Consider the following 12,643-nt stretch of genomic DNA (forward strand, 5'->3'; position numbering starts at 1 on the left):
CATTGATACTAGAAAAGGAAAACTTACACTCTTAATTATTGTATGTTCGTATAAAACAATATAAATATAATATGGTAAAATATTCATAAAGATTATATGAAAACGAAAGGTATTGTCCCCATGAACACGTTAGAAATAATATCCATGCCATTTACTCATTCGTCGGCAAACGCCTTGTATGGTAAACCTTATTCTGATTTCCCAGTTGTGTATTTTTTAAATAATAATAGTATGGTTTACATTGGTGAGACAGCAGCAGTAAGAAATCGTATGAAAAATCATTTGAAGAATCCAGAAAGAAAGTCTTTAGATAAGATGACAGTGATTTTTCATGAAAAATTTAACCGTTCAGCAACCTATAATATTGAGACGAAATTGATTAATTATTTTTTGGCAGATGAACGCTATAAGCTACAGAATAAGAGTCAGACGGCGGACAGTGTCAGCCATAATTATTATAATAAGCCATTTTATAATGAAAAATTGTTTAATAAATTATGGGATCAGTTAAAGGAAAAGAATTATGTTACCCACTCAAGAGAAGTTATTGAAAATAAAGATATATTTAAACTCTCTCCCTTCAAGGAACTGTCGATGGAGCAAATTGAATTAAAAGAAAGAATAATTGATGTTTGTGAAAAACACATTAAAGACGAAGTGCCATTTGTTTTTCTTGTAAAAGGTGAAGCAGGAACTGGTAAGAGCGTTGTATTAAGCGCTGTTTTTAATCGGATTCAAGAGCTAGCAAAGGAGAAATCTTCAGCACTTCATGACACTAACAACTTTTTATTAGTAAATCATAGCGAAATGTTAAAAACCTATCAAAAAATTGCTAGGAAAGTAAAAGCGCTAAAAAAGAATAATTTTGATAAGCCTACTTCTTTTATAAATAAAAGAAAAAAGACTAATCAAAAAGCTGATATTGTATTTGTAGATGAAGCCCATTTATTATTAACGAAAGCCGACAGCTTTAATAATTTTAAAGAGAATAATCATTTAGAAGAGATTATAAAAAATAGTAAAATTGTCATTTTGGTATTTGATGATAAACAAGTATTAAAAATGAAAAGCTATTGGGATATAAATAAGCTGATGAATCTTGTAGACAGTAAACATTCGGAAGAATATGTCTTAACTAATCAATTTCGTATGCATGCAAGTTACGAAATGATAAGCTGGATTGACCATTTTGTGGAGAAAAAGATATTACCAGTGCCTAAAAAAGAAACTTTTGATTTTCAAATTTTTGATTCAGCAGCTAAGATGTACAGAAAAATATGCGAGAAAAATAATAGATTTGGTTTAGCAAGAATGGTATCAACCTTCGATTATGTTCATAAAAAAGATGGACAAACCTATTATATAAAAGAAGATCAACTTAAATTACCTTGGAATACTACGATGGGAGATTCGACCTGGGCTGAAAGGGAAGCTACAATAAGCGAGGTTGGCTCTATCTATACAATTCAAGGTTTTGATTTGAATTATGTTGGTGTAATTTTAGGACCGTCCGTTACATATGACTATGAAAATGATCAATTGAAAATCATTACAGGAAATTATAAGGATACAGAGGCATTCAAAGGTAAGGATGAATTTGATGACCCAGAATTTATAAAGGAAACAATTATATTAAATTCGATAAATGTTTTATTGAAAAGGGGAATAAAGGGGTTATATATTTTCGCGAGTGATCCGGCGCTAAGAGCACATTTGATAAAACTTTATGAGACACGAACAGATGCTTATGGAAGAATGAGGGTTGCGGAGGATAAAAGTGATTATCATTAAAATAGGAACAGGAATGAATAAGTAAAGAAGGTGTTGACTTTGAAGCAGTTGGATTTATTTCAAAAGGGCGACAAGAAAAAAATAGACAAATTATTAGCAGAGCTAAAATTTAACTATCCTGAAATCGATTGGCAAACAGAAAGTTACCAATATGAAAATATACCAGGTAATTATAAAAGTAATATTTCGGTAGTTGTCCCATCTTCTCAATTTGAAGAAGCAGAACAAATTTATAAGGAATTAAGAGACAAAGAATTTAAGTATGAATCATCAATCTTTGATCCACTAATGGAGGACATTATAAGCTTTCGAGATGAAAGAAATTGGAAACAATTCCACAATCCTAAGGATTTAGCTATTTCGCTTTCGTTAGAGGCAAGTGAATTATTAGAAAACTTTCAATGGAAAACAAGTGAAGAGGGCATAGCTGCCAATCTGGAGAATATTAAAGATGAAATAGCAGATGTGGTTATATATGCTATGCTTATGTCTAATGAGTTAGGAATAAATTTGGAACAGACTATTAAAGAGAAAATCCGTAAAAACAATCAGAAGTATCCAGTTAATAAGTCATTTGGATCAAGTAAGAAGTATACAGATTTGTAAGGGAGAGCTAATAACTAGTATTAATTTAATAACTTTGAATTTAATGCGGGAAAGCAAGAAATAGCTCTCCCGTTTTTTGTATATTAATGAGACTTACATAAAAAAATATTATTACTTCCAAAAAACGATTCTCTTTTCATTACATAAATTGTTAATTCTTTAATAGAAAGTAAATCCTTGCTCTATGATAAAATAAAAGTACCGTTAGAGGGGGACAAAAGTTTTGATAAATAATGTATGGAAAGATTATTTATATAAATATATTTTATTGAAAAACGAGGAGCTTAATTTACTGGACATTAGAGAAAATAATGGAATTTTAGATATTCCTGTGATAAAAAAGACTACTCGAACTAGAAGGACTGTTGCGATTTTGACGGTGGGGATTAATAATCAAATTATCCCACCTGAACATTTGGTGAATGTGTTTGCAAGCCCAAAGGTTAAGAAACAATTTGTCCTTACAGATGAAATTTATGAATTTATTCGTAATGCATGGATTATTAGAGAGTATCGCTTGGCAAAAGACGAACGAACTGTGAAAAGTGAACAGTTTCGCATGGGATTGTCTTTATTTCAATATAAAAAACAAATGGAGGATGAACAAGAAACAATGAGAACTGAATCCATTGTCGAATGGGAAAATCAATGGATTAAAATAAAGAATTCTTCTTCCACACCTAATCTTGAACGGATAGAAAAGCTTAATAGATTAAAAGATATATTAGATGAAATCGTAGTGGCAAATAAAATTAACAGTATTAATTCTAATTGGAGATTTCAAAAAAAACTTTTATTTTTACACTTTTTAGTAGCTTTTTATCAAATTTCAATGGTTGAGCATCATTTTGATTGGAAGCAAATTGGAGCAAGGTATTATAGGAAAATAGGAGGTTCTAAGGAATTTGATTCATATAAAAAAGAATTTATTGAGGTTGCCGAAGAGTTACTTGAGTATCCATTACATTTACTTGGACTAAGTAGTTTAGGTACAATTACTCCCATCTATTTTACTGGACCAATGCAAGGTGATAGTGCTTCTTATAATTATGGAGCAATTCATGCAACTACAGATTTAGCGGTTTTCACCGAGGAATTTAAAACGGAAGCCGAGGTATTGTGGTTAGTTGAGAATAGAGGGATTGTAACGCGGATGGGTTATGAAAGGGATTTTTTAATAGGCTCTAACAGTTTTATATTAGGAATTGATGGCCAGTTAAGGTCCGCGCATCGACGATTAATTGAACAGTTGGCTTCTACTGTTAAACAAGTGATTATTTGGACAGATGTTGATGAAGCAGGACTCATCATTGCTAAAGAAGTAGGGGAAACGGTACGAAAATATCAGGTAATAACTAAATGGATTGTTCCGCCATTAGAAGTAGTACTAAATATTGAAGAGTTTCAATCACGGTATGAAAGAGCAATAGAGGTTAAGAAAGAAGAACAGGAGCAGGAGATTGGAGGAGTAATACTTTGGAAAAAATGGATCAATCCTTAATTTCTATTTTTAACATGGATATGGAGAAACCAGAGCTACTCCAAACAATGCGGGATATGGCTGCTTTAGCTGGTGTATTGAATGAATTAAGTGATAAAGAATCATTTCAGGCCCCAAAGAATGTATTACGCTTTATACGCATACTTAATCTCATTAATCAGGAAGCACTTGGGATCACTGATCGAATTGAAAATGAGGACACACTCTTTTACCGGTATCGTCACATATATGGATACGATGAAGAGATGACTATTGAATATGTGAAGCACTTAATCTATATATTAGGGAAATTTAATTGGATAACGAAGACAGCAAAGCGCATTAAGATGCGCGATTTAGGAAAAAGAATGATGGATGTATTAATTCGATTGGCAAATGATTCACTAGCTTATTATATGAATGACGAAGTTGCCAGATCCTTGTTTCAAGCAAAAAGAGATGCAGAAATTAGTGAAGCTTATGATGACAAAGGTATTTCTGGAGGAAATAAATTAGCTAGTATGATCAAAAATGTTGAAGAAGCCATTTTATTATTAATAGAAAGAGAGCTAGAATATTTAGCTGATCGAAATGCGTTATCCCAAGTAGAAGTAATTCATCAACTGATGACAGAATTGGAAATGAAAATGGTGGAACGTCTAGCTAAATTTGAGACATTGGATCAGGAATTAGTATTTGCATCTATCAAACAGAGAGGTATGACAGCTATAAGTGAAGGAACCAAGATTAGCCTTGGGACCATTAATAAAATCCTGAAGTTTGCACATATACAAGAGACTAATTTTATTGAAACGATACAACCAGATTTACTAAGAAATTTTATCGTGCAATCTTTTGATCCGCCAATGGGTTCAGATATTCCAAATGCTCATCAAATTCTTAGTTTTATGGAACAAGGACAGTATGAGGATGAAAATATGGAGGGCCTTTGGGTTCCGATTAAATTCGCTAGCCCATTATCTCCTACCGCTATTGTTGAAGGTATAGACTATATTGAGAATTATGAACCTATCACAGATGAAATTGAAGAAAAGATGGATGCTGATTTTCAAGAGATTGAAGAAATCATGGAGGAGAAGTTAGAAGAAGTAATGGGTGATTCAAAATGGCAAATGACGAAGCAAATGATTCATACCGAGCATATTGAAAAATACCTTGCTGAGGTAGAAGAAGCCGGATTAGATGAGTTAGTTATACAAGCTGGCTCTGAAAAATGGAGTGATGTATTAAATGGTTTAATCGGAGTATCTGCACTGGTGGCAAATAAAAAGGCAGATATTGATGAAAAAGCAAACCGAAAATTACTAGGTAATATGGAAAAAAGAGATTGGAGGTGGACAGATGATGAACAAGGAAGCTATGGAATTAGAAAACGAGGCAAATGAATCTATTAACAATAATTCCTTGTATGCATTACAGTCGCTACAAGGATTTTTAACTAAAGAAGAAGAGCTTACTTTTATGCAAATTTTATTTTCCTCCTCGGCTACAATTCGACAGGGGAACTTTGGTCTTTCCCGCAAAGAGGTGGAGAAATTACTTGGGGCAAATGATGAAGAAGCATTTTTTTCTTTTTTAAAGCGAGTAAATCAAGCAGTTAGTCGGTATTTCAAAGTTGTTTATGATGAACGAAGAAATCAAGTAGTAGTGTTGATGCGTGTTCCTGCAAAACAAGCAAGAAACGTGTTAAATAAAGAGAGCTTGGCTATTCTTATGTTTATTTTTTATCATCAAGAAGTGCTTCAAAATGAATACACATTATTTTCTCAATTGATCAATAGTTTCGGTCATGAGTCCTTGCAGGTAACAAGAAAAATTCAAGCTAATTTAGATCCCTTAAAAAAAATCGGTGCAATCGAAATTTACAATACCAATTCGGATGAAGAGGCTTATCAATTAACAACTATTGGTGCCCATCTATTTTCTGATTCATTTTTACGAAGATATGCAGAGTTCAGCCAATCTAATCAGCTTCATATGGAGGATGTTCTTCGGTTCTTTAAACGTTACAACATGAATGGAGGTTTACTAAATGATACCTTGGAGGATTAGATTTTCAGGAATTCGAGATTATATTCCAACTGTAATGGATTTATCTGGGGAACTCGATCATATTCTTATCTCTGGACCAAACGGAGCAGGTAAATCAACCGTAACATTTTGTATTGGTGGGGTTCTTTATTCCAGTAAAGTAGATGTAGAAGGACTTAAGTCTAATAATCTGCCTTCTGATCATACCTGGCGAGCAAAAATTGATTTTCTATTTAAAAATGAAGGGAGAATTAAGGTTGATGCCCCTCTTTATGTTCAATTCCGTTTGGAAATTGAACAAAAACCTGGAGAGCCAATAAAAAGAGAGTTCTATATTGAAGAGGGAGACGATATTGACAAATGGGAGCGAACCACGAAATTCACTAGTGGTGGCAATTTGAATTTTTCGGAATATAAAAATCAAGTACTCTATAAGTATGCTGTCGATCCTGATGCTTTTTATTTGATTTGGTATCAAAAAGAAGTAAATCAGTTCGCAGTTATGCATCCAGAAGAACGTTTTCGAATCTTTAGTGAGATGAACGGTATTGATAAAATCCAGAAAAACTGGGAAGAAAGTAAGGAGCTTGTTAAGGAAACGGAACAAAGCTTAAAAGAAGCAGAAAGTAAACAAGGTCTCAATAAAATGCATTTAAAGCAAAAGAAAATGGAACTTGATAGGTATCATGATCGTAACCGGCGACGTGAAGAAGGCTTTAACCAATATTTTAGAGGATTAAAATGGTTGGGAGCATATTATCTAAATCAAATCGACTCTTTGAAATTTCAAATTGAGGACTTATTAGAAGATAAAAAGGAAAAGATAGATACCAATCAGAAGATGAGAATTCATTTCGTTGAGAAAAAAGAAGAACTCGAACAGTTCAGAATGCTACTTGACCAGCTTGAAAATCAAGATAATGAATTTAGAATAGAAGTAAAAGAAATCAATGAACAGCTAAAAGAGACTAATGAAAAAATAAACTCTATTTCCGACCAGATTTCTGAGATCACGAAACAAGTTGACCGGATTGGTATGTCAGAAGAGGATGTATTAGTAAAATTAAGGGAAGCAGAGAAGAAATATAAAGAGATAGATGATTCTATTAAATCAATGGTTACAGAGGCGCAAAATTTATGGAATTACCTAAACGACTTAACTTCAAAAAAAGTAAAACTGTCTTTAGAAATTAAACAGGATAAAGCGCAGGAAAGAAAATTCAAAGATTTGATAGAAACTTATAAAAGCAGTAATGCAATTCAAGCGGAAATGGAAAAAAACAATCGTGATATAGAATTAAATAAAGATAAATTACGAGAGTTGAATGAAAAGGAACAAAAGATTGAAAAAGAGCTACCCCTTTTAAAAAATAATAAAGTATATAATCCTCGTCAAGAGCAGTCCATCCGATTTTTCGAAAAAAATCAAATTGATGTTTTCCCGTTACGAGAACTTGTGGAATTAGATGAGACAGCTAGCCAGCAAGATGAATATTTATTCGACACGATTAAATATACTATATTCGTTAATAAAAAAGAATTTCAAGCACCTAATGATCTATATCATGTTTCTTTACCTGACTTAGTCCCAGATAAAACACTGATGCATTTACCTGACAAACATTTAAAGGTTAAAGATCACCTAGATGAGTATCTTTATCCATATGCAATAAAAGCGCTATGGTGGGTAGAATCATTTTTTAAAGAAGAAAAGCCTTTAATCCTTAATGGCCAGCTTATTGATAATAAGGGGATTCGAGGACCACAAGAGGGAAAAAGAATTATTTTAAGTGAAAAAGTACTGAAATTTCACCAAGTTAAATTAGAGGAAGAGTTAACTCAAATAAAGAAAGGAAAGCTTCAATTGGAAAAGGAAATACAGGAGCTTTACAATCGAAACTCTATCTTATTTAGCAGGAGAGAGTCACTTAAAGAGGCTGAAGCATTTTTAACGAAAGAAAATGAAAGAGAATGGAGGCAAAGTCAGTTTAAAAAGGTAAGCCAAGAGAAAGAAGCTATAGAGAATCAGTATCATATGATTCAAGATGAATTAAATAAACAAAGAACGTCTTACGCTCAATGGGGACAAGCTGTGTCAAAGCATCGAGAATATTTAGATATCTACCAACGTTTTCGGAAAGAACAAGCAAAAATAATGGAAGTGCAAAGATTAAATAGTCTGTTAGTTGAGCTTAATCAAAATAAAATAGATAAAAACAATCAATTAGATGAGGTTTCGGATACGCTAGATACAAAACGTCGTGAAGAAAAACAGCTATTTAGGAAACTAGAAGATTTAGAAACAGATCTTAGTTATCAAGAACGAGAAATCGAACAAATTGAAAGGCAAATAAAAGTAAAATCAGAAGAGCGTGTATCAAACGAAGAGGGATATTCTCGTACAAGAAAAGAAGTACAAAAGCTTCAAGAAATCGTGGGAGATTTAGTGGATAAGTTCTATGATGAGATGGAGCATTTCTCTGAGGTGACAAAATCTCAGGCAGAGGAATTACGTAATAATGGGAAAGTAACCTTTGAATTTGCGATAACTGAAACGGGCATAGATGAAGCAGCCCCAGAGAACTATGCAAAAATGAAAGAAGAATATGATCGGTCAGAAAATGAAGTGAAAAAATCAAAAATCTTATTAGAAGAATATTCAGAACGAATGGAACAGTTTAAAGAGGATTTAGAAGATACGATCAATATGAAAATCATCGGTGTGAATCAGAAATTTATTAACTATATGTCTTTATTTGGTTTTGAAGGAAAAATTGACTGGGATATGAATACCGATCGACGCGGACAAATTCGATATACTCTATTTATTAAAGCAAGAAAAGAAGGACATCGTGGAAAGTTAGAAGATGTAAGTGTTAAAGCACGTGGTGGGAAAGTTGGGAAAGGAGTCTCTGGTGGAGAGGAGTCACTCAGTTCTTTATTGTTTGCGCTAGCATTATTACAAACAATCGAAGCATCACCTGGCTACATTGTACTAGATGAATTTGATAGTGCACTTGATGAAGGAAGAAAGGAAAAAGTGTTTGGATTATATGAACAAGAATTACAACGGAAAATGATTATCCTTACTCCAAAATCTCATGAAGAGGAATATTTATATCGTTTCTCTAAAGCTTATGTTGTTCACCACAATCCAAATATACCCAAAAGCACAGTGTTTAAAGTGAAACGAGTTAGGGATAAAGTGACTGATTAATTGTACCGGTAGGACGGATAATGTCTCTATTTTTATCAAATAGAGATAGGTAACCAGTTACAATACAAGTAAGTTATAAAATTGCTTAAGAAATAAAGATTGTTCATCAAAGTTGAAAGTTTAGACACTACAATTTCAAGGATTAAGTAAAGTCACAATTTAAATCGTCTCTACAATTAAAGTAGAGGCTTTTTTACGTTATTTTATAAGTAATGAGCACTTCAGGCCAATATGAAATAACTATGTAAGTAAAAAGAAAATTGATTTTAATAATAGGTAGTTAGCCGAAATGAAGCAAAATAAAAATAAGGATGCAAACAGTATTTTCTTTATTAGGATGCCTCTTTTAATAAAAACTATCAATGTAAATACCCAAAAACCCTTGACATAAAAGAGAAGTAAATGTCAGTTTATAAAACGTAATGATTACGATTTTAAAAAAAATACATAGAGAAGAGGGGAAAAAATGAAAAGACTGTTATTTGGCTTTTCGTGCTTATTATTAGTTAGTTTGTTCTTAACCGCATGTCAAGGAACAGAAGATGAGAAAGAAGATAAAAAAGGAGAAGAAGCATCAGAGCAACAAGCTCCAGAAAGTATTAAAATGGAAGGAATTGCTGATCACTATCATACGGGAGACAAAATGGAGTTAACTGCCGTTTTGGATGAAGAAACAGACGCTGATCATTGGCATTGGTATAGTAGGGAAAATGCCAATGATGAATGGGCAGTTGTTTCGGGACAAGAAACAGAAACATTTACTGGTGAAGCAACAGTTAATGGCTTAGAAATAAAGGCAGTCTTATTCGATCAGGATGATAAGGCTATTGCCCAATCCGCACCTGCTCAAATCGTAATTGATGATCATCATGGACATGATGAAGCAAGCAAGAAAATATATCAAGGGTATTTTGAAGATAGTCAAGTAAAGAATCGTGAATTGTCTGATTGGGAAGGCGACTGGCAGTCTGTTTATCCATATCTTTTATCTGGAGATTTAGATGAAGTGTTTGCACATAAAGCAGAAAATGGAGATATGACGAAAGAAAAATACATGCTTTCATTAAAGCAGATCCAGATGGAAAAGACATTTATGAAAAAAATGCAGAAGCTTTTATGAAAGAACTTCAAGGATTAGATGAAGAATATCAAGCGGCTTTAAAAGATGCCAAGAATCGTGTTTTTGTCGTACAACACCAAGCATTTGGATACATTGCGAAGCGATATAACTTAGAGCAGATTGCCATTGGCGGCTTATCTACAGAAGTAGAACCGAGCGCAGCGCGTATGGCAGAGATCGGAAATCTTGTAAAAGAGCATAATGTCCCAGTTATCTATTATCAACATGGAGCCAACTCTGCAATCGCCAAAACGGTTGCTGCTGAAACAGGGACAGAGACAGCTATTTTGTATGATTTAGAGGTTTTGTCTAGCGAGTTACAAGAAAAGGATTTAGGATATGTGGATGCGATGCGTGATAACTTAAAAGCATTACAGCTAAGTGTTCAATAATTGCACCTAAAAAAACGTCTCCATGTAGAGGCGTTTTTTTAGATATTTAAGACTATTAAATTATGTTAATCCGTTTACGGAGGATAAAATTATGTGCCTAAATGAAAGAGTACTTTACATAATAGTAAATACTCCAAGAAAGTGAATTTTAACTAGAAAATCTTAAGGAATTAATAAAATATTTTAATATGAAAAGTAAGTTATGGAATGTAAGACCTTAAACGACTATATATTATCTTAATGAATATTATTTTTGAAATTATCTCACACAAAGGAAGTCTAGAAAAATAGGGATGTAATTTCACTGCAAAAACTAATGAAATCCTATATATCAAAATAATATAAAAGCAATAGAGCAATAACAATAAATACCCGTTTACTTAATGAAATTCATATTATTAACATATTTTACTTCTCAAAGGAATTCTTCTAATGATTAAACGATATACAAAGGAGGAACCTTCATGATTACCTTAACTGGCAGCAAACTAACCTTATCCCAACTAAAAAAAACCCTCTACACTAACGAACCCGTCCAAGCCTCAAAGGAAAGTCTAACCAAAGTAAAAAACAGCCGAAAAGCTGTTGAAGAAATCGTAAACCAAGAAAAAACGGTTTATGGTATTAACACCGGTTTCGGCAAACTTAGTGATGTCCGCATTGATAAAAATGATGTAGAAACATTGCAGCTCAATTTAATTCATTCCCATGCCTGTGGAGTAGGCGAACCTTTTCCAGAAGTGGTTTCAAGAGCCATGCTTCTTCTGCGCGCAAATGCCTTACTTAAAGGTTATTCAGGAGTTCGTCCCCTCATTATTGATAGATTACTAGCTCTTCTAAATAAAGCCATTCATCCGGTGATACCACAACAGGGCTCTCTTGGTGCGAGCGGAGATCTTGCTCCTTTATCTCATCTTGCCTTGGCACTTCTTGGTGAAGGAGAAGTATTTTATAAAGGAAAAAGAAGACCTGCGCTAGAAGCATTAAAGGCTGAGGGAATAGAACCAATTAAGCTTTCTGCAAAGGAAGGGTTAGCACTAATCAATGGAACACAAGCGATGACGGCGATGGGAGCTGTTTCTTTCTTAGAAGCGGAGAAACTAGCGTACCAAGCGGAACAAATTGCTGCCGTTACGATGGAGGGACTGCGAGGAATTATCGATGCTTTTGATGATGACATCCACCAAGCGAGAGGATATCAAGAGCAAATAGACGTGGCTTACCGGATGCGTGCATATCTTACTGGAAGTAAGCTAATAACGAAGCAAGGTGAATTGCGTGTCCAGGATGCCTATTCGCTTCGTTGTATTCCCCAAGTACATGGTGCTACCTGGCAGACTTTGCAATATGTGAAAGAAAAACTAGAAATTGAGATTAATGCAGCGACAGATAATCCACTAATTTTTAACAATGGAGAAAAAGTAATCTCCGGTGGGAATTTTCATGGTCAGCCGATTGCGCTTGCGATGGATTTTATGGGGATTGCGATGGCAGAATTGGCGAATATTTCTGAGCGGCGGATTGAACGGTTAGTAAATCCTCAATTAAATGATTTGCCTGCATTCTTGAGTTCGAAGCCTGGCTTGCAATCTGGGGCGATGATTATGCAGTATGTCGCAGCTTCATTGGTTTCGGAAAATAAAATCCTTGCTCATCCTGCAAGTGTGGATTCGATTCCATCTTCTGCAAATCAAGAGGACCATGTCAGTATGGGAACCATTGGTGCGAGACATGTGTATCAGATTATTGAACATACACGAAAAGTAGTGGCGATTGAATTAATTTGTGCAGCTCAAGCAGCTGAAATTCGTGGAAAAGAAAAGATGGCAGCTTTTACGAAAAAGTTAGTAGAACAAGTAAGAAAGGATATTTCTCCAATTGATGAGGATCGGATTTTCTCGGAGGATATCGAGAAGTTAAGCAAAGCATTGAAGGAATCGTTTGAAATCGATTCAGAGGGAATAACGGATAAAAAAATATAGCAT

General features: G+C 33.9%; 9 protein-coding genes. All 9 read left to right on the top strand.

The annotated features are described in order from the left end of the window. The first annotated feature begins 96 nt into the window (after positions 1 to 96). The 9 genes from NKG37_RS11560 to hutH all read left to right on the top strand — a co-directional run bounded on the left by NKG37_RS11560 (position 97) and on the right by hutH (position 12,640). Entirely contained in the window at positions 97 to 1,791 is a 1,695-nt protein-coding gene (locus NKG37_RS11560; protein ID WP_254416238.1) for a DUF2075 domain-containing protein, read from the top strand. Between the two features lie 288 nt (positions 1,792 to 2,079). Continuing rightward, positions 2,080 to 2,397 carry a nucleotide pyrophosphohydrolase gene (locus tag NKG37_RS11565; protein ID WP_040343893.1) on the top strand — a complete coding sequence of 106 codons (318 nt, stop codon included), beginning with the start codon at positions 2,080 to 2,082 and terminating at the stop codon, positions 2,395 to 2,397. Between the two features lie 223 nt (positions 2,398 to 2,620). Further along, positions 2,621 to 3,898: a toprim domain-containing protein gene (locus NKG37_RS11570; protein WP_169188000.1), complete on the top strand. Its 1,278-nt coding sequence runs from the start codon at positions 2,621 to 2,623 to the stop codon at positions 3,896 to 3,898. After that, a complete protein-coding gene (locus NKG37_RS11575) occupies positions 3,883 to 5,283 on the top strand; it encodes a hypothetical protein (RefSeq protein ID WP_224427492.1) in 1,401 nt (466 codons plus the stop codon). Before NKG37_RS11570 ends, NKG37_RS11575 begins: the two co-directional genes overlap by 16 nt. Then, entirely contained in the window at positions 5,243 to 5,950 is a 708-nt protein-coding gene (locus NKG37_RS11580) for a hypothetical protein (protein ID WP_169189619.1), read from the top strand. Before NKG37_RS11575 ends, NKG37_RS11580 begins: the two co-directional genes overlap by 41 nt. Then, positions 5,931 to 9,146, top strand: a complete 3,216-nt coding sequence (locus NKG37_RS11585) for an AAA family ATPase (RefSeq protein WP_224427472.1) — start codon at positions 5,931 to 5,933, stop codon at positions 9,144 to 9,146. The genes NKG37_RS11580 and NKG37_RS11585 overlap by 20 nt, the downstream gene beginning before the upstream one ends. A 466-nt stretch (positions 9,147 to 9,612) precedes the next feature. Continuing rightward, entirely contained in the window at positions 9,613 to 10,266 is a 654-nt protein-coding gene (locus NKG37_RS11590) for a ZinT/AdcA family metal-binding protein (protein ID WP_016204148.1), read from the top strand. Next, positions 10,263 to 10,658, top strand: a complete 396-nt coding sequence (locus NKG37_RS11595; protein ID WP_254416239.1) for a metal ABC transporter solute-binding protein, Zn/Mn family — start codon at positions 10,263 to 10,265, stop codon at positions 10,656 to 10,658. Before NKG37_RS11590 ends, NKG37_RS11595 begins: the two co-directional genes overlap by 4 nt. A gap of 464 nt (positions 10,659 to 11,122) precedes the next feature. Next, entirely contained in the window at positions 11,123 to 12,640 is a 1,518-nt protein-coding gene (gene hutH / locus NKG37_RS11600) for a histidine ammonia-lyase (protein WP_254416240.1), read from the top strand. Positions 12,641 to 12,643: the final 3 nt, after the last annotated feature.

The sequence above is a fragment of the Niallia sp. RD1 genome, from assembly GCF_024219955.1.
Lineage (GTDB): Bacteria > Bacillota > Bacilli > Bacillales > Cytobacillaceae > Niallia > Niallia alba.

Bases quoted from the DNA above. Each gene is read 5' to 3' on its own strand.
- hutH (WP_254416240.1), top strand. From the start codon at position 11,123: ATGATTACCTTAACTGGCAGCAAACTAACCTTATCCCAACTAAAAAAA.
- NKG37_RS11590 (WP_016204148.1), top strand. From the start codon at position 9,613: ATGAAAAGACTGTTATTTGGCTTTTCGTGCTTATTATTAGTTAGTTTG.
- NKG37_RS11585 (WP_224427472.1), top strand. From the start codon at position 5,931: ATGATACCTTGGAGGATTAGATTTTCAGGAATTCGAGATTATATTCCA.
- NKG37_RS11580 (WP_169189619.1), top strand. From the start codon at position 5,243: ATGAACAAGGAAGCTATGGAATTAGAAAACGAGGCAAATGAATCTATT.
- NKG37_RS11595 (WP_254416239.1), top strand. From the start codon at position 10,263: ATGAAAGAACTTCAAGGATTAGATGAAGAATATCAAGCGGCTTTAAAA.
- NKG37_RS11560 (WP_254416238.1), top strand. From the start codon at position 97: ATGAAAACGAAAGGTATTGTCCCCATGAACACGTTAGAAATAATATCC.
- NKG37_RS11575 (WP_224427492.1), top strand. From the start codon at position 3,883: ATGGATCAATCCTTAATTTCTATTTTTAACATGGATATGGAGAAACCA.
- NKG37_RS11565 (WP_040343893.1), top strand. From the start codon at position 2,080: ATGGAGGACATTATAAGCTTTCGAGATGAAAGAAATTGGAAACAATTC.